Below are 20,809 nucleotides of genomic sequence, written 5' to 3'. Positions count from 1 at the left end.
GGGCGAGAAACTCCCGGGTGAGCTGCGCGGGCGGTGTCCCTGGGCCGCCGCCTGTGCGAAGGTAAAGCGTGCGAATTCACGACGAGCCCCGCGGGGCAACCGGCGCGCGGCCTGCGCGGCCGGTGCTGCGGCATCCGCTCGCCGCGCTATGGTCGGCCTTCGTGCTCGTGCACCTGCTGCTGATCACTCTGGCTTTGTTCGGGCCGGGGTATCCGCTCGGCGATGTCGAAGTGGTGTATCGCGGATGGGCGGAGGGCGCCGCGGCCGGCAATATCGTCGGCGTCACCGAGAATTTCGTCTACCCGTTGCTCGCGCTCGTACCCGTCGTCGGCGCGCTCGCCCTCGGCGGCCCGGCCTATCTCGGCACCTGGTTTGGGCTAATCACCGTGCTCAACGCCGGGGCATTCTTCGTACTCCTGCGCACGCACCGACCCGCGGCGTGGTGGTGGCTGGCATTCCTGGCGTTGCTTGGCCCGATTGCGCTGCTGCGCATCGATGCGGTCACGGTGCCGCTCTGCATCATCGCCCTGCTGGGCCTGCGGCGCCTTCCGCTCTGGGGCACGGTGCTACTGACCATTGCGGCCTGGATCAAGATCTGGCCGGTGGCCGCCCTCGCCGCCCTGTTTGTGGCGTCCAAACTGCGCTGGCGGATGCTCGGGGTCGCCGCAGCCGTCACCGCGGCGGTCGTCGCCGCGGCCGGGGCGCTCAGCCTGGCTCGAGGCAGTGGCATCCACGTACTGAGTTTCGTGGGCGAGCAGGCGGGCCGGGGGATCCAGATTGAATCACCCATCGCTGTGCCGTGGCTGTGGCAGGCCGTGCTCAACGTGCCCGGCAGCTTCATCTACTACGACCAGCAGATCCTCACCTTTCAAGTGGCCGGCGCTGGCACCGCCGCCGCAAGCGCCGTGATGACTCCGTTGCTTGCGCTCGTCGCCGCCGCCGTGCTGCTGCTCGGAGTGCGGGCCCAGCGGCGGGGAGTCGGCTGGTTGGCGGTCTTTCCGCCGCTGACCCTCGCCCTGACCGTGACCCTCATCGCCGTCAATAAGGTGGGGTCGCCGCAGTTCATCAGTTGGCTGGCCGCACCGATCATTCTCGGGCTCGTGCTGAACGGGCGCGCCTGGCGCACGCCGGCGCTGCTCGCGCTCGCGCTCGCCGCCCTCACCCAGCTGGTCTACCCGTACCTGTACGACTGGCTGCTGGTGGCCCATCCCCTCATGATTCTGGTGCTGACCGTGCGCAACCTACTCGAATTCGTGCTGCTCGGCTGGGCGCTCTTCACGCTGCACCGGCTGGGCAGGTCAGGCCGGCCCGCCCGCGACCGTTTCACCACGAAACCACTCACCACGAAACCACTCACCACGAAACCACTCACCACGAAACCACTCACCACGAAACCACTCACCACCAAACCACTCACCACCAAACCACTCATCTAGGGAGCCCACCATGCTTGTAGCATTCTCCGTCGCACCGTCCGTCGCCGCCGACTCGCAGGGGTCCGTGCACGATGCGGTTGCCGCCGCGGTGCGCATCGTCCGCGAATCCGGACTGCCGAATCACACCGACTCCATGTTCACCACCATCGAGGGCGACTGGGATGAAGTCTTCGCCGTGATCAAGACGGCGACCGAGGCGGTGGGCGCCTTCGGGCCGCGTGTTTCCCTCGTGCTGAAGGCGGACATCCGCCCCGGCCACACCGGCGAACTGACCGGCAAGCTCGAGCGCCTGGAGACCGCCCTCTCCGAGTGAATCGTCCGCTCCAGCTGGCCTGGGTTTAGGCTTGTTGCATGCCCCTCACTCCTGACGGGTCGACGCAGCTGTCGTCGACCCGTATTCGTCTTGCCCTGCTCGCCCTGGCCCTGGGCGGATTCGGCATCGGCGCGACCGAATTCGTTGCCATGGGTCTGCTGCCGAACCTGGCCGCCGACCTGCTGCCCGGTCTCTATGCTGCGGCGCCGGATGCCGCCAACGCGCAGGTCGGCTGGCTGATCTCGGCTTATGCCCTCGGTGTTGTCGTTGGCGCGCCCACGATCGCGGCCGCTGCGGCCCGCTGGCCGCGCAAACAACTGCTCCTGGCCCTGCTGACCGCGTTCACGCTCGGCACGATCGCCTCGGCCCTGTTGCCGACCTTTGAGACCGTTCTCGTTGCCCGCTTTGTGGCCGGGCTGCCGCACGGCGCCTACTTCGGCATCGCCTCGCTCGTCGCCGCCCGCCTGATGGGCCCCGGCAAACGGGCTCGCGGTATCGCAATCGTGCTCTCCGGGCTGACCATCTCCAACGTCATCGGGGTGCCCACGATCACCTGGATCGGTCAGGTGAGCGGATGGCGAATCGCCTACCTCGTCGTCGCCGCGATCTTCGCGCTCACCTTCGTGGCCGTCGCTATGTTCGTGCCGTTCCAGGCTGGCAACCCCAAGGCCACCATGCGCGCCGAGCTGCGAGCATTCAGCCAATTGCAGGTCTGGATCACGCTCTCGATCGGTGCGATCGGCTTCGGCGGCCTGTTCGCGGTCTACACCTATGTCGCCCCGCTGGTGATCGAAATCACCGGGCTCACGGCCGCAACGGTACCGCTTATTCTGGTCGTCATCGGCCTCGGCATGACAGTCGGCAACTTCGCCGGGGGAGCGCTGGCCGACTGGAGCGTGCGCCGCACCATGTACATCTCGTTCGGCGTGCTCATCGCAGCGCTCGTCACACTCGGCCTGTCGGCGCAGTCGCTCGTCGGTTTGGTGATCGGCATGTTCTTTATCGGTGCAGCGGCATCCGCTCTCTCGCCGACCATTCAGGCCCGACTGATGGACGTCGCGCACGAAAGCCAGTCGCTCGCGGCAGCTCTCAATCATTCCTCGCTCAACGTCGGTAACGCCCTCGGCGCGGCCCTCGGCGGCGTGGCTATCGCCGCTGGGCTCGGCTACCTCGCCCCGGTCTGGATCGGCGTTGCCCTGAGCGCGCTCGGCGTGCTGCTGACCCTGCTCACCTTCATCATCGACCGTCGGCGCCGCTTGCGCGGCCAGCATGTGCCCTACGGCACGCAGCTGATCCCCGTCGTTCGCAAGGGCTAATGTCGGCGCGTGCCCGTCGGCATCCACTCAATCGAAGCCGCGTTAACGAACGAACCGGCCCGCATTACGAAAAATGGGGCCGGTTGGCAACACGAAGGTCAGTCCGTTTGCAGCAGGATGCCGTCGTGGATGGCACGTTTGCGCAGCGCGACCTTGGTACCCACGTCGTACCCGGCTAAGCGGTACTTCTCGCGAATGCGCTTCAGGTAGCTCTTGGCGGTCTCCTCGGAGATGCCGAGTTGGTAGGCGACGGCCTTCACCGGCTCACCGGCGCCGTAGAGCGCCATGACGCGGCGTTCCTGGGCGCTGAGGCGGGGACCTTCAACGTTCTCGGTCGAGTTGAGCGCGTAGTCGAGCTCAGCGGAGATGTAGGACTTGCCGTTGTAGGCAGCACGAATGGCATCGACAATCATGCTCGCTTCCTCGCTCTTCACGAGGTAGCCGAGGGCGCCGGCGGCGAGGGCTTCGCGCACGAGAGCCGGCTCGGAGTAGGTGCTCATGAGCACCGTCTTCACTCCGGTCGTCTTGAGCGTAGCAATCTTCAGGGACACCGGAATGTTGTCCTTGAGATCGAGGTCGAGCAGCACGACGTCCACCGGAAACTCGCGGTGGGTCAGCAACTCGGGCCAGGTCGTCACCGCCGCGACCATCTCGATGTCGTCAGCGGCGCTTCGAATCCACTCGGTGAGCGCCCCCAAGAGCATCCTGTGGTCGTCAACAAGGGCCAAGCGGATGGGCCGGGGTGTCGTCGTCATGTGTTGCCTCCTACTGAGTGCACCTTATCGTCTATATCCCCAATACTAGGCATCAGCTGGATTGTCCACACTGCACTCGATGTCTACCCGCAAGCTTCCGGCCCAATTGGAATCCATGTGCGGACCAACCGCACAAATCGCCTGCCAGGTTTCGGGATCGACACGCCGCCGCGATACCCCAGTTGTGGTCAATTGAATCGGAAAACGCACCTGGTGCTGCAGCCCCACCCCACGTGTGGGGGCAATCGGTCCGAACCGCAGTGAAACGGATGCTCCCGATCGCTGGGTATCCCCGATCAGCAGCCAAATCGTCAGGAGCAGCCCCTCACGTTGGGTCGGCGACAACAGCCCGGCGAGCCCAGCCGGGTCGCTCAGGGCTACGACGGGGCCAAGAAACTCGCTCTCCGTGATCGCGTGGTGCAGCCAGGTCTCGGTGCGGCCCTCGATCAGGTGCACGCGCAACTGGGTGGCGAGCGACGCAGCGGTCGTGGCCGTCGACGCGGCCAACGGAAGCGCTGTGCGTCCCTGGGCCACATCGTCGAGCAAGGTCTCCGCATCGAGGTCGAGCCGAGCCAGCTGTTCCGAGGCGAGCATGCCGACCGCAAACCGTGGCTGGGACACGGTGCTCTGCACGAGCACGAGGTCGAGCTCGCGCTGAACCATGCGCCGAAACGCTTGCACAATGCTCGCGCCGACCACCGGCGGTACCACCGCGAGGGTGACCCCGAGAATATCTGGTCCCAGCGTCAGCACGTCGCTGCGGGCTTCGAGCAGGGTTGCAGCGCCCATGATGACACCGAGGGCGAGCGCTGCCAGGGTGATATCGCGAGATTCCCGCAGGGTCGCAATCGTCAGCAGAAAGGCGCCAACGGCTGGAGCCGCGGTGGGAAAGGCCGCCGTTCCCGGAATTCCCATGGATCCGGCCAGGTCGAGGGCGACCACGATCGCGCAGAGGCCGAGGGCTAGTAGAAACAGCCACATGGGCATGCGTGAGGAGAGTTCGTGGACCGCCAGGTTCACCCCGACCGCGATCGCGGCGAGTAACAGCCAGGCCACAATACTCAGTGTGGGCGTGGGGGCCTGGTCCCACTCGACCACCAGCCGCACAGCCAGAAAAACGGCGATGACGGCCGCACTGATGCTCATACCGATACCGAGGTGGCGGGCGCCTAAACCGTTTTGGTCCGAGCGGAAAACGGTGAAATGACCGTCACCACGCAGGCTCGATCGCGGAAACCGCAGCGGCGACAGTGCGGCCCGGGTCGTTTGGCCAGCGGATGATGTCGGCCAGCTTCGCTCGTCCGGCCCGCCCAGCAGGCGCGCACCCACACCGCGCGTGCGAACGGTATCAATGGGTGCGGTGTCGCTCAGCGGACTCATTTGGGAACCTCAAGAACAACCGTCGTTCCGGCACCCGGCGAGGAAAACAGACGAGCGTTGCCCCCCGCGTCACGCAGCCGGGCAACGACCGACTCGGCGACGCCGAGTCGTTCCGAACCGACCTGTCCGAGGTCGAAGCCGACCCCGGTGTCCGTGACCATCGCGCGAATGGTGGCGTCGTCATCCGTTATTGTTACGTCGGCATGATCGACCCCGGAGTGACGGCGCACGTTTTCGAGGCACTCAGAGAGGGCGAGCAGAAAGGAATCGAGCACGTTGCTGGGCAACTGCACCTGCCCGCTGCCGTGCCAGTTGACGGTCAGACCGACCCGTTCGAAGCGCTGACGCACTTCGTCGAGCGTGTCGCCGAGGGTCAGCAGCGAGGCTGGTTCGAGGGTATACCCGCCGGAACGGCTCGGCATCGGCAGGCCGCCGAGCCGCAATTGACGCAGTAGCCGGGCGTCGTCGCCAGCCTGCTTCTGCAGGGCTGCTGGGCTCACTCCGACCCCGGAATGGGCCAGCAGGGTCAGCGTGGCGAGCACGGTATCGTGCAGCAACCGGGCGTCCTGTCGGCGTTGCGCCTCGAGTTCGCTGGCGTGCCGTTCGGCGCGGTAGGCACGCCCGATCGCGGCAATGCGGTGCATTACCCGAGGGACGCTCTGCGCGATAAACCAGGAGGCGAGGGTGAAGGAAAACCACATGGCCACCGTCAGGGTGAGCAGAATGACTTGGTTGGGGGCGCCTACTGTAACGACGGCAACAGTCGCGACGGTCAGCACGAAGAAGGAGCCGAGCATCAGCAGCCGACGTGCGCTCGTGATCAGTACTGCCGCGACCGCGCACATCGGCGCGGTCGCCACCATGCCGATCACGCTTTCCTCGATTGGGTTGGGAGAAACTCCGGGGTGGCTCGCGAAGCCCACGACCAGGATCGTTCCTTCTCCGCAGAGCACGATAAGCACCGCCCAGCGCAGGGCGCCCGTGCTGCCGAGCAGGTACTGCGCGGCCGCCAGCAGCAGGATGAGCGCCACCGCCGCAATGCGCGCGTCTCCGGCAAGGCCACCGGGTACGAACAAGCACGCCAGCGTCGTGGCCGAGCCGGTCAGCCCGGCCGCCTGCACCGCTCTGCGAAGGAGCCGGTCTCGCTCCTTGAGGATGCGTTGCATGGGTGCCTGTCTGGTGGGAGATGAACATGTCTATCTGCACCATACCGGGCGGGACGCCGGAGAGTTCTCCCTAGTCCAACACCCGCCGTATTTGGGCGCCGATCGCTTCGTTCTCGATGAGGAAGCCATCGTGACCATACCCGGATTCCAGCACCACAGCGGTGGGGCCATCGATATTGTTCGGCAGGTGGGCGGCGATGGTGCGCTGGCCGTCGACCGGGAACAGTCGGTCACTGTCGATACCGACGACAACGGACCGGGCGGTGACCCGGCCGAGGGCGGTCGCCACGCCGCCGCGGCCGCGCCCGACATCGTGGGAATTCATGGCTTCGACCAACACGATGTAGCTGTTGGCGTCGAAGCGCCTGGTGAATTTATTCCCGTGAAAGTCAAGATACGATTCCACGGCGAAGCGACCGTTGGCGCCGAGCGGACTGATATCGCTCTGCCAGCCCCGCGCGAAGCGTGCGTTGAGTTCGGCTGGGCTGCGGTAGTTCAACAGGGCCATGCGGCGGGCGAGGGCCAGCCCGCGCGTCGGTCCGTCACCATCTGCTTCATCGTAATAATCGCCGGCCCGAAAGGCCGGGTCGGTGCGAATCGCCTCGATCTGAACTGAGTTGACGGCGATCTGATCGGCCGTGGTGATTGGCGGCGCGGCCAAAATGATCAGGCGCTCGACCCGCTCGGGGGTGATGATCGCCCATTCCAAGGCGTGCATGCCGCCCATTGACCCGCCGATGACGGCAGCCCAGCGGTCGATGCCGAGTCGGTCGCTGAAAACGCGCTGCGCGCTGACCTGGTCGCGAATCGTGAGATAGGGAAAACGGATGCCCCACTCCAGACCGTCCGGAGCCAGCGACGCCGGCCCGGTGCTGCCCTGGCAGCCGCCGAGCATGTTCGGCGCCACGACGAACCACCGGTCGGTGTCGATGGCGAGGCCCGGTCCGACGATGCCGTCCCACCAGCCGCCGGTCTCCTGGCCGGGGCCGGGGGCACCGGCCAGGTGGCTGTCGCCGGTGAGCGCGTGCAGCACGAGCACGGCATTGTCGCCGGCCGGATTGAGGGTGCCCCAGGTCTCGTAGGCGAGCCGCACCATGGGGAGGCTGCCGCCGGCCTCAAAGCTCAGCGGGCCGAGAGTGGCGAATTGCCGGTTTCCCACCGGGTCACCGTCACGCCAGGCACCGGTCGCCGGAGGCTTGCCGAGGACCGAGCGCGCCTGGGCTTCGGTGATGAAGCTCGACGGGACCGTGTCTGCTGATGATTGCCATTCCATATCCGTCCATTCTGTCGGCCGAATGGACGGCCCGGGCGCATGTTACGTTGTGCGCCCGGGCCCAGCGACCCGGTCAGGCGTCGGCGCGGTCGCGCTTGACGACGGCGCGGGCCGCGGCGAGGCCAGCCTCGAGGTCGGCTTTCAGGTCGGCCACGTTTTCGATGCCGACCGAGAGCCGCACCAGGCCCGGGGTGACGCCGGCGGTGAGCTGCTGCTCCGGGGTGAGCTGGGCGTGCGTGGTCGAGGCCGGGTGAATGACCAGGGAACGCACGTCGCCGATGTTGGCGAGGTGGCTGAACAAGCTCAGATTGTCGACGAGGGCGCGGCCGGCGGCGACTCCGCCCTTGAGTTCGAAGGAGAGCACCGCTCCGACGCCGAGCGGGGCGTACTTGTTGGCGTTGGCGTACCAGGGGCTCGAGGGCAGGCCGGCGTAGTTCACCGAGGCGATGTCGTCGTGGTTGTCGAGCCACTCGGCGATTTCCTGGGCATTCTGCACGTGGCGTTCGATGCGCAGACTGAGCGTCTCGATGCCTTGGATGAGCTGCCAGGCGCTCGCCGGGGCGATGGCGCTTCCGAGGTCACGCAGCAGCTGCACGCGAGCCTTGATGACGTAGGCGATGCCGTCACCGACCGCGGTGGTGTAGCTCGCGCCGTGGTAGGAGGGGTCGGGTTCGGTCAGTCCGGGGAACTTTTCCACATTCTTCGACCACTCGAACTTGCCACCGTCGACGAGAACCCCGCCGATGACGGCGCCGTGGCCGCCGAGGAATTTCGTGGCCGAGTGCACGATGATGTCGGCGCCGTGCTCGAACGGGCGAATCAGGTACGGCGTCGCGATCGTGTTATCGACGATCAGCGGAATGCCGGCGGCGTGGGCGACATCCGCTACCAGAGTTATGTCGAGCACGTTGATGCGCGGGTTTCCGATGGTCTCGGCGAAGAACAGCTTGGTGTTGGGGCGCACCGCACGGGCCCACTCGGCCGCGTCATCCTGGTCTTCCACGAAGGTGGTTTCGATGCCGAGCTTGGCCAGGGTGTACTTGAACAGGTTGTAGGTGCCGCCATAGATCGAGCTGGACGAGACAATGTGGTCGCCGGCCTGGGCGATGTTCAACACCGCAAAAGTGGACGCCGACTGTCCGCTGGACAGCAGCAGCGCCGCGGTGCCCCCCTCGAGTGCGGCCACGCGCTCCTCGACGACGGCCTGGGTGGGGTTCTGGATGCGGGTGTAGATATTGCCGAATTCGGCCAGCGCGAACAGGTTCTGGGCGTGCTCTGCGCTGTTGAAGACATACGAGGTGGTCTGGTAGATCGGCGTCGCCCGAGCGTTGGTGGTCGGGTCCGGGTGTGCTCCGGTGTGAACCTGCTTGGTCTCAAACTTCCACGATGAAGAATTGTCGGTCACGATAGCCTCCGGATCACTCGGCGCGGATTGTCCGGCGCTCTGGCCACGAGCATATGGAGCCGGTGTGAACCCTGCAACGGATGCCGCAACACGGCGTCATCTTCTGCCGGATGCTACTTTCGGTCGCGATGCGGCAGCACAATCGTGCCCGTCGGTGTCGCAGCGCCCGGGCGAAACAGCCACCGGGCTTTCGGCTCGACCAGGGGCCGCATTACCCTCCGCACGATCGGCAGCGAGAGCACGATCGAGATGGCCACGCTCAGCACGATCATCGCCGGAAGCACCCAGCCCGGCTGCGGCCCGTCGAGTACACCGGTTTCACGCAGCGGGTAGAGCAGAAAGGTGTGCAGCAGATAGATATACATCGTGGCTGCTCCGAGCTCACTGAACCAGGTCGTGCGCCGGGGGATCAGCATCAGGAACGCCACGATCAGCGCGAAGGCGAGCAGTATGACGGCCAAACGGATGCCGCCGGCCCACCATGAGGAGTAATCAAACGTCGCGTACGACTCGTCGTAGAGCAGAAAACGGCGCACCTGCAGCTCGCGCAGGGTCTCGATATTGAGGGTGATCAGCAGGTACAGCCCGCCAAACAGCCCGAGCGCCCCGGCCCGCCAGCGCCAGACCAGCCCCGCGCGCAGTTCGAGCCAGGTGTCCGTCAGCAGCCACTGCCGCAGTTTCCAGCCGAACACGAAGAACGGGAGCAGCCCGAGGGTGCGGGCGAGGGTGAAGGTGCCATCGATCGACGAGATGTAGCCGGCGCCGATGGAGATCACAATGCTGATGGTGAGGGGATAGCGCAGCAAGACCAGGTAGGGCAATGCGATCCGCCAGATCAGCAGGGCGAGCAGGAACCAGAGGGTCCAGCTGGCACTGGAGTAATCCAGCAGAAATTTGCCGCCGAGGATCCAGCGCAGCCCGGTCCAGATGGTTTCGAAGATGAGGTACGGAAAAACGATGTCGGTGAGCAGCCGCTGCATCTGTCGCGCGTCGGGAGGCCCCGATTTGGCAAAATAGCCGCTCACGGCAACGAACACCGGCACGTGGAATGCGTAGATGAACAGGTACAGCGTATATGCGACATCCGCTTCGCCGATGAGTTTGAGAATGGCGTGGCCGATCACCACGAGGGTGACCGCGATCCAGCGCGCGTTGTCCCAGAGGGGTAAGCGACGCTTCTGCGGTCGAGTGGTGGCGGTGCCAAGTGCGCTCATTGAATCCATTCTCCCGCCACAATGGAGAAATGAGTACTCGAAGAGTGGTTGTGACCGGAGCAAGTTCGGGAATCGGAGCGGCGACCGTTCGCCTGTTCCGGCTGCGAGGCTGGGATGTGGTCGGGGTCGCGCGGCGGGCCGACCGCCTCGCTACGCTGCGAGCGGACACGGGAGCGGATGTCTTCACCGCTGACCTGACGCTGCAAGCGGATGTCGACGCCCTCCGCGACTATCTCGCCGCCACCGGCCCGGTGCACGCCCTGGTCAACAATGCCGGCGGCGCCAAAGGCCTCGACACTGTGGAGGCCGGGAGTATCGAGGACTGGGCCTGGATGTTCGAGATCAACGTGCTCGCCGTCAAGCGGGTCACCACGGCGATTCTGCCGCTGCTGCGCTCCGGCATCGACTCCGGGGCCGGGTCGGCCGACATCGTCACCATCACTTCGATCGCCGGGCACGTGGCCTATCTCGGTGGCGGCGGCTACAACGCGGCCAAGTTCGCTGCCCACGCCATGACCGAGGTGCTGCGCCTCGAGCTCTCCGGTGAGCCGATTCGGGTGATCGAGATCGCGCCAGGCATGGTCAAAACGGATGAGTTCGGTCTGGTTCGTTTCAACGGTGACGCCGACAAGGCGTTCGCGGCCTACGACAACGTGCCAGATCCGCTATCGGCGGAGGACATCGCGGAGACCATCGTGTCGAGCGTTGAGCGCCCGGCACACGTGAACCTCGACCTGATCGTGATCAAGCCGGTCGCCCAGGCGGCCCCGACACGCATCGCCCGTGGTTCGCTGAAAGTGCGCGAGCTCTAACCACGTTCCGGCCGCGCGGGGGTTGCGCCAATTCGCGGGACCTGCGCCGGTGCGCGGGAGTTTGGGAGCGGGGGCGGTGCTGGCCGGCCTCGTTACGCGGGTGTTCCGCCAGTGCGCGGGACCTGTGGCCTGGCCACAACTCCCGCGTGCCGCGAAGGGGGGACAACTGACCCGGAGCTGCCCTCGAAACTGAGCCATCCTGCCACCGTATTTAGCCACATTTTGAACTGGAGTGGGCATGCTGCCGACATGAGGGTGTCTGCGGGGCCGCTCGCGCGCATCCGCTGGCCGAGGTCGGCGACCACCGTACCCCGGGAGCGGATGCCTGCAGCAGCAGGGGCACAGAAACGGGCCGGACAGGATATGCATCCTGGCCGGCCCGTTTGTGTACTGCAGAGGGTTAGTGCTCGACGGCCTTTTCGGCGCCGTGCCCGGTGAGCGAACGCACCGACATTTCGGCGGCGAGCTTCGGGCTCTCCTTCACGGTGCTGGTGACCGATCCGAGCCAGCCCAGGAAGAACCCGAGCGGGATCGAGATGATGCCCGGGTTGCTCAGCGGGAAGATCGCGAAGTCCACGGCGGCACCGAACATGGAGGTGTCAGTGCCCGAGAATACCGGCGAGAAGATGATCAGAAGCACGGCTGAGGACAGCCCGCCGTACATGCTCCAGACCGCGCCCCGGGTAGTGAAGCCACGCCAGAACAGGGAATAGAGAATGGTGGGCAGGTTGGCGCTCGCCGCGACGGCGAACGCGAGTGCCACGAGGAAGGCGATGTTCTGCCCCTGCACGCCGATACCACCGGCAATGGCGAGGATTCCGATCACGATCACGGTGCGACGGGCAACCTTGACCTCGTCGTCGGGGTTTCCCTTGCCCTTCTTAATGACGGAGCCGTAGATGTCGTGCGCAAAGCTCGTTGCCGCCGTGATGGTGATTCCGGCCACAACGGCCAGGATCGTCGCGAAGGCGATGGCCGAGATGAAGCCGAGCAGCAGCGGACCACCGAGAGCGAGCGCGAGCAGCGGAGCTGCCGAGTTCACTCCACCGGGAGCGGCGAGAACGGTGTCAGCACCAACGAGCGATGCGGCACCGAAGCCCAGCACGAGGGTGAAGATGTAGAACGCGCCGATGAGCCAGATGGCCCAGACCACAGAGCGACGAGCTTCCTTGGCGGTCGGAACCGTGTAGAAGCGCATGAGCACGTGCGGCAGGCCGGCAGTTCCGAGAACCAGGGCGAGGGCGAGCGAGATGAAGTCGAGCGGGTTGGTGCCGTACTTCAGGCCCGGAGCCAGGATCGCATCGGCCGGAACGGAGGTCGAGACGGCAACAGCGCTGTCGAGCAGGGCCGACAGGTTGAACCCGTTCAGGGCCAGTACCCAGATGCTCATGGCGAGTGCACCGATGATGAGCAGGAACGCCTTGACGATCTGCACCCACGTGGTGCCCTTCATACCGCCGACCAGTACGTAGACGATCATCAGCGCGCCGACGACGGTGACCACGATGGACTGGCCGAGCTTGTCGTTGATGCCGAGGAGTAGCGAGACGAGTCCGCCGGCTCCGGCCATCTGGGCGAGCAGGTAGAAGAAGCACACGGCCAGGGTGGTCGTTGCTGCTGCCACGCGTACTGGACCCTGCTTCAACCGGAAGGAGAGCACGTCGGCCATCGTGAACTTGCCGGTGTTGCGCATGAGCTCCGCAACGAGCAGCAGGGCCACGAGCCAGGCGACGAGGAATCCGATCGAGTACATGAACCCGTCGTAGCCGCTGATCGCGATGGCGCCGACGATGCCGAGGAACGACGCCGCCGAGAGGTAGTCGCCGGCGATGGCGAAACCGTTCTGCGGTCCGGTGAACGAGCGGCCACCGGTGTAGTAGTCCGCGGCGGACTTGTTGTTGCGTCCGGAGCGGATGACGATGATCAGGGTCACCGCCACAAAGGCGAGAAAGATGGATATGTTCAGGATCGGGTTGTTTTCAACCGGTTTGACCGTCGTGGCCAGGAGGTGCAGTGCGTTCATCGCTGTTCCATCCGCTCAAGCTCAAGGCGAAGTTCTTCGGTGCGCGGGTCGATCTTGCGGTTCGCGAAGGTCACGTAGGTCATGGTGATGGCGAACGTCGTGACGAACTGGCCGAGGCCGAGCAGCAGTCCGATATTGATGCGGCCGAAGACCGGCGTGGCCATGAACTCGTGCAGGTACGCGGCAGCGAGTACGTAGGCGATGTACCAGACAAAGAAGAAGATTGCCATCGGTACGACGAACCTGTTGCGGGTGCGCTTCAACTCGAGAAAACGGGGGGTCTTTTCAAAAGCCTCGTAGTCGATGATGGACTTCGGTGGGGCGTCTTTCACTGCTTCACTCATGGGGCCTCCTTGCCTTAAGGGTGGAAAGTACGGGTTTTACGGAAAAGTTGTCGGTGCGCGGTTTAGGGCGCGAGCGGTCTTGACCTGGTTAGGAAACGGATGCTGACAGCGCCTGTTTCAAATCGTCGAGAACGGTGGGGTCTTCGATAGTGGGGGGAACGGAATATTCTTCACCGTCGACGATCTGCCGAATGGTTTTGCGAAGAATCTTGCCCGACCGCGTTTTGGGCAGTCGGTCGAGTATGGTGACGTCGCGAAACGCGGCAACCGGGCCGACATGCTCCCGGACGAGCGCGACGAGTTCGGCGGCCAGAACGTCGTGGTCGACACTAGTCCCTACTTTGAGGGTCACGAAACCAGCGGCTCGCTGGCCCTTGAGGGCGTCGTGCACGCCGAGTACCGCGCACTCGGCGACGGCCGGGTGCAGGGTGAGTACCTCTTCGAGCGACCCGGTGGAGAGCCGGTGCCCGGCAACGTTGATCACATCGTCGGTGCGGCCCATCACGAACAGGTAGCCGTCGGCGTCGAAATGGCCGGAGTCGCCGGTGGCGTAGTAGCCGGGGAAGGCGGTCAGGTATGAACTCGTAAACCGTTCCTCGCTGCCCCAGACCCCGAGCAGGGTTCCGGGCGGCAGGGGGAGTCGAATGGCGATGTTGCCGTCCTTGCCGACTTTCTCGATCGGCTTGCCCTTGGAATCCAGAATGGCAATGTCGTATCCGGGTACCGGGACGGTGGCCGAACCCGGCTTGGTCGGCAATTCTTCAATGCCGAGCAGATTGGCGCAGATCGCCCACCCGGTCTCGGTCTGCCACCAGTGGTCGACGACCGGGCAGTGCAGCCCATTGTTGGCCCAGTGGAAGGTCTCGGGGTCGAGTCGTTCGCCGGCCAAGAACAGGCTGGTCAGGCTCGAAACGTCGTGGTTCTTCAGTTCGAGCAGGTCGGGGTCGACCCGGCGGATGGCCCGTATGGCGGTCGGCGCGGTGAACAGAACCTTCACCTTGTAGTCGTCGACGACGCGCCAGAAGGCGCCGGCATCCGGGGTGCCGATCGGCTTGCCCTCATAGAGGACCGTGGTCGCGCCCGCCAGGAGCGGCGCGTAGACGATGTAGGAGTGTCCGACCACCCAGCCGACGTCGGATGCGGCCCAGTAGACGTCGCCCGGTCCCACATCGTAAATGTTGCGCATCGACCAGTTCAGCGCAACGGCATGGCCGCCGTTGTCGCGGATGATGCCCTTGGGCTCACCGGTCGTACCGGACGTGTACAGGATGTACAGCGGGTCTTCGGAGCGCAGGGCGACCGGGTCGGCCGGCGCGGCTTTGGCCTCTTCGGCTGCCCAGTCGAGCCAGACGACATCCGCTTCTGAATGGTTCTGGTAGTCAGCAGCTGAGCCGGGGATGCTGTCCCGGCCCTGCACGATCACGGTGTGCACCGAACCCTGGCTCAGGGCGATGGCCTTGTCGACCAGTGGCAGGTATTCCACCGCGCGGCCAGGCTCCAGGCCGCCGGATGCCGTGACGATGACACTCGGGCGGGCGTCATCAATGCGCACGGCCAGTTCGGTTGCGGCGAAACCACCGAACACGACCGAGTGCACCGCGCCGATGCGGGCGCAGGCGAGCATGGCGACAACGGCTTCGGGAATCATCGGCAGGTAGATGACGACGCGGTCGCCGGTGCCAACGCCGTTGGCGCGGAGTACGCCGGCGAACCTGGCGACGCGGCCGAGCAGGTCGAGGTAGCTGAGCTTGACCCGGGTGCCGGTCATGGCGGAGTCATAGATCAGCGCGGTGTGGGCGCCGCGGCCGGCCAGCACGTGGCGGTCGAGTGCGTTGTAGCTGGTATTGAGAGTGCCGCCGGGAAACCAGCTGCCGGTCGCCGGGCCGTCGGGAGCGAGCGCCAGACGGGGCTGCGTGATCCAGTCGATGCCCTCAGCCGCCTCAAGCCAGAAGGCTTCCGTCGACGAAATGCTGCGTCGCCACGCATCCCGGTAGCTCGCACCTGATTCGCCGTTCATGTCTATCTTCTCCATCGAAGTGCCTCTGTATACAAAGAGTGGTTGAAGTATTGCATATAACCCAGCATTGTGGAATAGGATCTGAGTTGTGTATACAGAAACCGCAATGTTGGGGTTAGACGTGCCGCTCCGCGCCAGTGAGCGAGCGTACCGTCAGCTGCGCGGGGAAATCCTGAACGGATTCCTCGCACCAGGGGCTGCCCTGCTCGAAGTCGAACAGGCCGAGCGTATTGGCATATCGCGCACCCCGCTGCGGGAAGCGGTGGCCCGATTGATTGCCGATGGACTCGTCGTCGGTCGCCGAGGCCGTGGCTTTGAAGTCACCGATATCTCGGTCGACAGTATTTCCGAACTTTACGAACTGCGCCAGGCGCTTGAGGTGCAGGCCATTCGTCTGGCGGCGATTCGCCGTGATCCCACCCCGTTCGCCCTGCTCCGTGAGGGCTTCGTCAATGCTCCGCAGCTGCTGGAACAGGGCGACGTCGGAGTGCACCGATACTACGGGCTGATCGATGAACTCGAAGATGCCATCGATGTCGCGGTCGGCAACCCCTTTCTCGTCGGCGCCCTGCGCGCCGTACGCACCCACTTGGCCCGAATTCGTCGGTTGGCCCGGAGAAATCCGCTGCGGCTCCATGCCGCGGCGGCCGAGCATCTGCTGATTCTCGACGCCATCATCGCCGGCGATCCGTCGCTGGCGGCCCATGCCACCCATATTCATCTTCATCAAAGCCTCCAGAGCGTCCTCGCGGCGATCGATGAGGGTTCGGCCACTGTCGCCAATTAGCGGCCCTGGTCACCTAACGAAGGGATCCACAGTGCAGCTTCACCACGTTCGAGTTCACAAGAGCGACGAGAATCTGGCCCGCGAGGACCAGCTGGCCTGGAAAATCGCCGAGGTCGCCGCCGACCCGGCCCTCGTCTCTGAAGAGGTGACCGAGATGGTCATCAACCGGGTGATCGACAACGCCTCCGTCGCGGCGGCCAGCCTGACTCGTCGCCCGGTGATCGCCGCCCGCTCGCAGGCGCTCGCACATCCGCGTTCCAATGGCGGCGACGGAGCGACTGTGTTCGGCCTCGCCCCCGCCCGCCGGGTTTCCCCGGAGTGGGCGGCCTGGGCCAACGGTGTGGCCGTGCGTGAACTCGACTATCACGACACGTTCCTCGCCGCCGAGTACTCGCACCCCGGCGACAATATCCCGCCGATCACGGCGGTCGCCCAGCACCTCGCGGCCTCCCGCGGCCTGACCGGCAGCGACCTGATTCGCGGCATCGCCACCGGCTACGAGATTCAGATCGACCTGGTGAAATCGATCAGCCTGCACGCGCACAAGATCGACCACGTTGCCCACCTCGGCCCGTCGGTCGCCGCCGGTATCGGCACCCTGCTCGGCCTCGACAAGGAAACCATCTTTCAGGCCGTCGGTCAGGCGCTGCACACCACGACCGCGACGCGCCAATCCCGCAAGGGCGAAATCTCCAGCTGGAAGGCGCACGCCCCGGCTTTCGCTGGCAAGATGGCTGTCGAAGCCGTCGACCGTGCGCTGCGCGGCGAAACCAGCCCGACTCCCATCTATGAGGGCGAAGACGGCGTCATCGCCTGGCTGCTCGACGGCCCGGACGGCTCCTATGACGTGTCGCTGCCGAAAGCCGGCAGCATCAAGCGGGCCATTCTGGACAGCTATACCAAGGAGCACTCGGCCGAATACCAGGCGCAGGCCTGGATCGACCTCGCTCGCAAGCTGCACAACGAACACCCCGAACTGCTCGTCGCCGGGGCTATCACGAGCGTTGTCATCCACACCAGCCACCACACGCACTATGTGATCGGCTCCGGCGCCAACGACCCGCAGAAGTACGACCCCACCGCGAGCCGCGAGACGCTCGACCACTCCATTCCCTATATCTTCACGGTCGCTCTGCAGGACGGCAGCTGGAACCACGTCGATTCCTACAGCCCGGAACGAGCCGGCCGCCCAGACACCATCGCCCTGTGGCAGACCGTCACAACCACCGAGGATAAGGAGTGGACGCGTCGCTACCACTCCCTCGACCCGGCCGAGAAGGCCTTCGGCGGTCGCGTCGAGATCGAACTGGCCAATGGAACCCGCATCGTGGACGAGATTGCCGTCGCCGATGCGCATCCGCTCGGAGCTCGCCCCTTCGCCCGCGCGGAGTACATCAACAAGTTCCGCACCCTCGCTGCCCCGGTCATGGAGGCGTCGGAGATTGAACGCTTTCTCGCTCTGGCCCAGCGTCTGCCCGAGCTCGGCGCGGCTGAGCTCGGCGGCCTGACCATCGTGGCCAAGCCGGGATTGCTCTCCTCCATTACTGCGCCGATCGGAATCTTCTAATGCTGTACGCCAGGCGCGACGCCGCTGACAAGCGCATTGCCCTGCGCCAGGGCCTAAAAAGCGGCAAGATTTTGCGCTTTCCGGGCGCGTTCAACCCGCTTTCGGCCAAACTCATTCAGCAGAAGGGGTTCGAGGGCGTCTACATTTCGGGTGCCGTGCTCTCGGCCGACCTCGGCCTGCCCGACATTGGCCTGACCACCCTCACCGAGGTGGCCGGCCGGTCGCAGCAGATCGCCCGGATGACCGACCTGCCGGCCATCGTCGATGCCGACACCGGCTTCGGCGAGCCGATGAACGTGGCGCGCACCATTCAGACTCTCGAGGATGCTGGCCTGGCCGGAATGCACATCGAGGACCAGATCAACCCGAAACGCTGCGGTCACCTGGACGGCAAGCAGGTCGTGGATGCGGACACCGCGATCAAGCGCATCCGCGCGGCGGTCGATGCCCGCCGGGATGCGAACTTTCTCGTGATGGCGCGCACGGACATCCGTGCCGTCGACGGTTTGGATGCCGCGGTGACTCGGGCAAAGCAGCTGCAGGATGCCGGAGCGGACGCGATCTTCCCCGAGGCGATGGGCAGCCTGGCCGAGTTCGAGACGATCCGGGCGGCCGTCTCGGTGCCGATCCTGGCGAACATGACCGAATTCGGCAAGGGCGAGCTGTACACCGTGCAGCAGCTCGAAAACGTGGGCATGAACCTGGTGATCTTTCCGGTGTCGTTGCTGCGCCTCGCGATGGGGTCGGCGGCCCGCGGACTCGATGCGATCGAGCAGACCGGCTCGCTCACGACGATGCTGCCCGAGATGCAGCACCGGGCTGACCTGTACGAATTGCTCGACTACGCGTCGTATAGCCAGTTCGATTCGGGTATCTTCGATTTCACGCTGAACCCGCACATTTCGTCCAAGGTATAAGGGGAGCATAATGTCTGACACGGAAACACTCGCTCCACACGTCTATAAGGGGCTGACCGGCGTGGTCGTCGACACGACCGCGGTCTCCAAGGTCAACCCGGAGACCAACTCGCTGCTCTACCGTGGCTACCCGGTGCAGGAACTCGCGGCGAAGAAGAGCTTCGAGGAGGTCGCCTACCTGCTCTGGCACGGGGAGCTGCCCGACGACCAACAGCTGGCCGAGTTCGAGGCCCTCGAACGATCGCTGCGCCACCTCAACCCGGTCGTCAAGCGCATCATCGACGAACTGCCGTTGACCGCGCACCCGATGGATGTCATGCGCACCGCGGTGAGCGTTATCGGAGCGAGCGATCCGGAAGCCGAGAACCCGTCGCCGGAATCCGACCTGGCCAAGTCGATTCGGCTGTTCGCCCAGCTGCCCGCGATCGTGTCGTACGACCAGCGGCGTCGGCATGGGCTCGACCTGGTCGAGCCGCGCGACGACCTCGGCTACTCGGCGAACTTTTTGCACATGGCCTTCGGGGAGGTGCCTGAGCTCGTCGTCGTCAACGCTTTCGACGTGTCGATGATTCTCTACGCCGAGCACTCCTTCAACGCCTCGACGTTCACCGCGCGGGTGATCACCTCAACCCTGTCAGACCTCTATTCGGCCGTGACCGGCGCGGTCGGGGCGCTCAAGGGAGCATTGCACGGCGGCGCGAACGAAGCCGTCATGCACACCTTCACCGAGATCGGCCTCGGCGCTGGCTCGGCCGCCCGGGCCGAGCCCTGGCTCGCGCAGGCGCTCGCCGAGAAGCGCAAGATCATGGGCTTCGGGCACCGCGTCTATAAGAGCGGCGACTCGCGCGTACCGACCATGCGGGCGGCGCTCGTCACCCTGGCCCTGCACTACGAGAAGCCGGAGCTGCTCGAACTCTACGAAGCCCTCGAGACGGCCATGACGACGCGCAAGGCGATCCTGCCCAACCTCGACTACCCCTCGGGCCCGGCCTACCACCTGATGGGGTTTGACACCCTCACCTTCACGCCGCTGTTCGTTGCGGCGCGCATCACCGGGTGGACCGCGCACATCATGGAGCAAAAGACCAGCAACGCACTGATTCGCCCGCTGTCGGCCTACAACGGGCTCGACCAGCGTCAGGTTCCGTAGCGCTTCTTCTTCGCGCCGGATAAACCGCAACGAGCGGATGCCGCGCTGCCGGTCGGCAGCGCGGCATCCGCTTTATTGTGCCTGCGGTCACGGCGCTTGCGTCTTTCGTTAGCATTGTCGAATGACACTTGACGCACCTCTTTCGAGCAACGACACAGCCACGACCGAAACGAAGGTCACCGCGTGAGCGTGCACCTGGTCGGCGGCGGAGGAGACCCGGCCCACAATGCCCAGGTGCTCGGAACGTTCCTGTCCGAGGTTGTGGCTCACGCCGCACAGGCTGGCCGTGACGAACCGATCGTGGCTATCATCACCGTCGGCCCGGGCAGCGCCCACGCCGAGGAACTGGCTGCCTCGCTCGGCGACAGTGTGCAGACCCGCCGCACCGTACTCGCGCCCGGCGATACCGGCGACCTCACCGCTCTGGGCGCTGTCGACGGCATTCTCATCGGCGGCGGCGTGACCCCCGATTACCTGGCCGCACTGCTCCCCATAGCCGGCGAGATTCGCCGCCAGGTATCGGCCGGCGTGCCCTACCTCGGCTTCTCGGCCGGTGCCATGATCGCCGCCGAACGAGCCCTGATCGGCGGCTGGCGCATCGGCGGCGTCGAGGTGACGCCCGAAGACGTCTCCGAGGGCCTCGACGAGATCACCCTCGCCCAGGGCATCGGACTGCTCGACGTCACGGTCGACGTGCACGCCGCCCAGTCCGGCAGCCTGTCCCGGTTGATCGCGGCGACCGAGGCCGGCCTGATCGACGGCGGCCTCGCCATCGACGAGAACACCGTGCTCGTGGTCGGCGAGGGCGCACTTCGCGTGCTCGGCGCCGGCAGCGTCTGGAACGTCAGCCAGGCCGACGGCGGCGTGCTCGTGAGCACCATCGGCGCCTGACCCGCGCATGACAGCCTGCACAACGGATGCCGCAACATGCGTA

General features: G+C 65.4%; 19 protein-coding genes. 9 read left to right on the top strand and 10 right to left on the bottom strand.

The features are described 5' to 3' along the window. Positions 1–68: 68 nt before the first annotated feature. Genes E3O11_RS02035 through E3O11_RS02025 form a run of 3 tightly spaced genes read left to right on the top strand, consistent with a single transcriptional unit; the run spans position 69 to position 3,065 of the window. Complete coding sequence (locus tag E3O11_RS02035) at positions 69–1,436, top strand: hypothetical protein (RefSeq protein ID WP_241994617.1); 1,368 nt, start codon at positions 69–71, stop codon at positions 1,434–1,436. A 10-nt stretch (positions 1,437–1,446) separates the two neighbouring features. Further along, the gene (locus tag E3O11_RS02030) at positions 1,447–1,749 is read left to right on the top strand and encodes a thiamine-binding protein (protein ID WP_092451317.1); all 303 of its coding nucleotides are present in this window, start codon (positions 1,447–1,449) and stop codon (positions 1,747–1,749) included. A 38-nt stretch (positions 1,750–1,787) separates the two neighbouring features. Then, positions 1,788–3,065: an MFS transporter gene (locus E3O11_RS02025; protein WP_092451314.1), complete on the top strand. Its 1,278-nt coding sequence runs from the start codon at positions 1,788–1,790 to the stop codon at positions 3,063–3,065. Between the two features lie 98 nt (positions 3,066–3,163). Here E3O11_RS02025 and E3O11_RS02020 read toward each other — a convergent pair whose 3' ends face one another. The 6 genes from E3O11_RS02020 to E3O11_RS01995 all read right to left on the bottom strand — a co-directional run bounded on the left by E3O11_RS02020 (position 3,164) and on the right by E3O11_RS01995 (position 10,258). Continuing rightward, on the bottom strand, positions 3,164–3,820 hold the full coding sequence (locus E3O11_RS02020) for a response regulator transcription factor (protein ID WP_092451312.1): 657 nt from the start codon (positions 3,818–3,820) through the stop codon (positions 3,164–3,166). A 45-nt stretch (positions 3,821–3,865) separates the two neighbouring features. Beyond that, complete coding sequence (locus E3O11_RS02015; RefSeq protein WP_092451310.1) at positions 3,866–5,200, bottom strand: hypothetical protein; 1,335 nt, start codon at positions 5,198–5,200, stop codon at positions 3,866–3,868. After that, positions 5,197–6,366: a sensor histidine kinase gene (locus tag E3O11_RS02010; RefSeq protein ID WP_092451308.1), complete on the bottom strand. Its 1,170-nt coding sequence runs from the start codon at positions 6,364–6,366 to the stop codon at positions 5,197–5,199. The genes E3O11_RS02015 and E3O11_RS02010 overlap by 4 nt, the downstream gene beginning before the upstream one ends. A gap of 70 nt (positions 6,367–6,436) precedes the next feature. Beyond that, entirely contained in the window at positions 6,437–7,639 is a 1,203-nt protein-coding gene (metX, locus tag E3O11_RS02005; protein WP_092451306.1) for a homoserine O-acetyltransferase MetX, read from the bottom strand. 73 nt (positions 7,640–7,712) lie between these two features. Further along, complete coding sequence (locus E3O11_RS02000; RefSeq protein ID WP_092451304.1) at positions 7,713–9,044, bottom strand: bifunctional o-acetylhomoserine/o-acetylserine sulfhydrylase; 1,332 nt, start codon at positions 9,042–9,044, stop codon at positions 7,713–7,715. Between the two features lie 113 nt (positions 9,045–9,157). After that, on the bottom strand, positions 9,158–10,258 hold the full coding sequence (locus tag E3O11_RS01995) for an acyltransferase family protein (RefSeq protein WP_241994616.1): 1,101 nt from the start codon (positions 10,256–10,258) through the stop codon (positions 9,158–9,160). Between the two features lie 29 nt (positions 10,259–10,287). On the opposite strand from E3O11_RS01995, the gene E3O11_RS01990 reads away from it, so the two are divergent. After that, positions 10,288–11,070: an SDR family NAD(P)-dependent oxidoreductase gene (locus E3O11_RS01990; protein ID WP_170851578.1), complete on the top strand. Its 783-nt coding sequence runs from the start codon at positions 10,288–10,290 to the stop codon at positions 11,068–11,070. Positions 11,071–11,470: 400 nt separating this feature from the next. Here the strand turns inward: E3O11_RS01990 and E3O11_RS01985 are convergent, their stop codons facing one another. The 3 genes from E3O11_RS01985 to E3O11_RS01975 form a co-directional block, all read right to left on the bottom strand. Continuing rightward, positions 11,471–13,093, bottom strand: coding sequence for a solute symporter family protein (locus tag E3O11_RS01985; RefSeq protein ID WP_092451298.1), 1,623 nt, complete (start codon positions 13,091–13,093; stop codon positions 11,471–11,473). Then, a complete protein-coding gene (locus tag E3O11_RS01980) occupies positions 13,090–13,437 on the bottom strand; it encodes a DUF485 domain-containing protein (RefSeq protein ID WP_092451296.1) in 348 nt (115 codons plus the stop codon). Before E3O11_RS01980 ends, E3O11_RS01985 begins: the two co-directional genes overlap by 4 nt. Before the next feature lie 88 nt (positions 13,438–13,525). Beyond that, positions 13,526–15,469, bottom strand: a complete 1,944-nt coding sequence (locus E3O11_RS01975) for an AMP-binding protein (RefSeq protein ID WP_277871248.1) — start codon at positions 15,467–15,469, stop codon at positions 13,526–13,528. 91 nt (positions 15,470–15,560) lie between these two features. On the opposite strand from E3O11_RS01975, the gene E3O11_RS01970 reads away from it, so the two are divergent. Genes E3O11_RS01970 through E3O11_RS01955 form a run of 4 tightly spaced genes read left to right on the top strand, consistent with a single transcriptional unit; the run spans position 15,561 to position 19,875 of the window. After that, on the top strand, positions 15,561–16,241 hold the full coding sequence (locus E3O11_RS01970; protein ID WP_092451292.1) for a GntR family transcriptional regulator: 681 nt from the start codon (positions 15,561–15,563) through the stop codon (positions 16,239–16,241). Positions 16,242–16,272: 31 nt separating this feature from the next. After that, on the top strand, positions 16,273–17,808 hold the full coding sequence (locus tag E3O11_RS01965; protein WP_233195369.1) for an MmgE/PrpD family protein: 1,536 nt from the start codon (positions 16,273–16,275) through the stop codon (positions 17,806–17,808). Continuing rightward, positions 17,808–18,725, top strand: a complete 918-nt coding sequence (gene prpB / locus E3O11_RS01960; RefSeq protein WP_092451288.1) for a methylisocitrate lyase — start codon at positions 17,808–17,810, stop codon at positions 18,723–18,725. The genes E3O11_RS01965 and prpB overlap by 1 nt, the downstream gene beginning before the upstream one ends. A 10-nt stretch (positions 18,726–18,735) precedes the next feature. Beyond that, complete coding sequence (locus E3O11_RS01955; protein WP_092451285.1) at positions 18,736–19,875, top strand: bifunctional 2-methylcitrate synthase/citrate synthase; 1,140 nt, start codon at positions 18,736–18,738, stop codon at positions 19,873–19,875. On the opposite strand, the gene E3O11_RS17440 is transcribed toward E3O11_RS01955, so the two are convergent. Further along, positions 19,863–20,003 carry a hypothetical protein gene (locus tag E3O11_RS17440; RefSeq protein ID WP_158251651.1) on the bottom strand — a complete coding sequence of 47 codons (141 nt, stop codon included), beginning with the start codon at positions 20,001–20,003 and terminating at the stop codon, positions 19,863–19,865. The two genes, E3O11_RS01955 and E3O11_RS17440, sit on opposite strands and share 13 nt — an antisense overlap. A 55-nt stretch (positions 20,004–20,058) precedes the next feature. Here E3O11_RS17440 and E3O11_RS01950 point away from each other — a divergent pair, with 55 nt between their 5' ends. Then, on the top strand, positions 20,059–20,766 hold the full coding sequence (locus tag E3O11_RS01950) for a Type 1 glutamine amidotransferase-like domain-containing protein (protein WP_092451283.1): 708 nt from the start codon (positions 20,059–20,061) through the stop codon (positions 20,764–20,766). Positions 20,767–20,809: the final 43 nt, after the last annotated feature.

Origin of the sequence: Cryobacterium levicorallinum (assembly GCF_004402405.1) — a bacterium.
Taxonomy (GTDB): Bacteria; Actinomycetota; Actinomycetes; order Actinomycetales; family Microbacteriaceae; genus Cryobacterium; species Cryobacterium levicorallinum.
The sequence above is the reverse complement of the archived record's forward strand: the minus strand, read 5'-3'. Positions and strand labels throughout refer to the sequence as shown.

What these genes read in the sequence shown, in the direction of transcription:
- E3O11_RS02030 (WP_092451317.1), top strand. Translation starts at nt 1,447, where the DNA reads ATGCTTGTAGCATTCTCCGTCGCACCGTCCGTCGCCGCCGACTCGCAG.
- E3O11_RS02025 (WP_092451314.1), top strand. Translation starts at nt 1,788, where the DNA reads ATGCCCCTCACTCCTGACGGGTCGACGCAGCTGTCGTCGACCCGTATT.
- E3O11_RS02020 (WP_092451312.1), bottom strand. Translation starts at nt 3,820, where the DNA reads ATGACGACGACACCCCGGCCCATCCGCTTGGCCCTTGTTGACGACCAC.
- E3O11_RS02015 (WP_092451310.1), bottom strand. Translation starts at nt 5,200, where the DNA reads ATGAGTCCGCTGAGCGACACCGCACCCATTGATACCGTTCGCACGCGC.
- E3O11_RS02010 (WP_092451308.1), bottom strand. Translation starts at nt 6,366, where the DNA reads ATGCAACGCATCCTCAAGGAGCGAGACCGGCTCCTTCGCAGAGCGGTG.
- metX (WP_092451306.1), bottom strand. Translation starts at nt 7,639, where the DNA reads ATGGAATGGCAATCATCAGCAGACACGGTCCCGTCGAGCTTCATCACC.
- E3O11_RS01995 (WP_241994616.1), bottom strand. Translation starts at nt 10,258, where the DNA reads ATGAGCGCACTTGGCACCGCCACCACTCGACCGCAGAAGCGTCGCTTA.
- E3O11_RS01990 (WP_170851578.1), top strand. Translation starts at nt 10,288, where the DNA reads ATGAGTACTCGAAGAGTGGTTGTGACCGGAGCAAGTTCGGGAATCGGA.
- E3O11_RS01985 (WP_092451298.1), bottom strand. Translation starts at nt 13,093, where the DNA reads ATGAACGCACTGCACCTCCTGGCCACGACGGTCAAACCGGTTGAAAAC.
- E3O11_RS01980 (WP_092451296.1), bottom strand. Translation starts at nt 13,437, where the DNA reads ATGAGTGAAGCAGTGAAAGACGCCCCACCGAAGTCCATCATCGACTAC.
- E3O11_RS01975 (WP_277871248.1), bottom strand. Translation starts at nt 15,469, where the DNA reads ATGGAGAAGATAGACATGAACGGCGAATCAGGTGCGAGCTACCGGGAT.
- E3O11_RS01970 (WP_092451292.1), top strand. Translation starts at nt 15,561, where the DNA reads ATGTTGGGGTTAGACGTGCCGCTCCGCGCCAGTGAGCGAGCGTACCGT.
- prpB (WP_092451288.1), top strand. Translation starts at nt 17,808, where the DNA reads ATGCTGTACGCCAGGCGCGACGCCGCTGACAAGCGCATTGCCCTGCGC.
- E3O11_RS01955 (WP_092451285.1), top strand. Translation starts at nt 18,736, where the DNA reads ATGTCTGACACGGAAACACTCGCTCCACACGTCTATAAGGGGCTGACC.